General features: G+C 31.0%; 1 protein-coding gene. It reads left to right on the top strand.

Features of this window, described 5'->3' with window-relative positions:
- On the top strand, positions 1–987 hold a 987-nt coding region (gene mobV / locus KA894_RS14595; RefSeq protein ID WP_210134040.1), incomplete at both ends, for a MobV family relaxase.

Below are 987 nucleotides of genomic sequence, written 5' to 3'. Positions count from 1 at the left end.
AAGAAAAATTAGAACAGACGCAGTTAAACATATTGATGGGTTAATTACATCAGACAATGAATTTTTTAAAGATAAGTCACAAGACGAAATAAGAGCCTTTTTTGAGCATTCTAAAGAATTTATAGAGAATGAGTACGGAAAAGACAATTTGCTTTATGCGACCGTTCATATGGACGAGAAAACACCACATATGCATTTTGGTATTGTACCGATAACGCAGGACGGAAGATTAAGCGCTAAAGAAGTGATAGGTAATAAAAAAGCTTTAACTGAATTTCAAGATAGATTTAACGAGTATGTTAATCAACGTGGGTATGATTTGGAACGAGGACAATCAAGACAAGTTACAAATGCTAAACATGATCAGGTAAGCCGATATAAGCAAAAAACAGAATACCATAAGCAAGAATATGAGCGTGAGAGCCAAAAATTAAGCCATATACAACAAAAAAACAATGAGTTGATAGAACAATATCAAAAATCATTAGAAACGCTTAAAAAGCCTTTAAACGTCAAATATGAACATGAAACTGAAAAAGTAGGTGGTTTGTTTAACAAAGAAGTACAAGAAACTGGAAATGTTGTCATAAGCCAAGAAGATTTTAATGCCTTTCAGAAGCAAATAGAAGCAGCACAATTAATCAAAGATGATTATGAGTATATTAAGTCAGATAAAGCTCTAAATGACCTAAAAAACGAAAATAATAAGCTTAGAGAACAAAACAAGGATTTGTCTGAAACTTTATCAAGAGCAAATGAGTTTATAAAAGACCGAAAAAAAGACCTTGATAATGCGCTTAATGTCATTAAAGTTATTAGAGAAATTTTTGAAAAGTTAGAGCAAGTTCTTGGTAGAAATAAATACCAGCATTTGATGAATGATGTGAGTAGAGATAATGGACGAATGATAAAGACAATACAAATGTTTGATAAACAAATACATCCTGAAGAATATCAAGAGAAAGAACAAAAAAATAATCAGAATCA

It is taken from the genome of Staphylococcus sp. GDY8P131P, assembly GCF_017891975.1.
GTDB classification, from domain to species: Bacteria; Bacillota; Bacilli; order Staphylococcales; family Staphylococcaceae; genus Staphylococcus; species Staphylococcus nepalensis.
The sequence above is the reverse complement of the archived record's forward strand: the minus strand, read 5'-3'. Positions and strand labels throughout refer to the sequence as shown.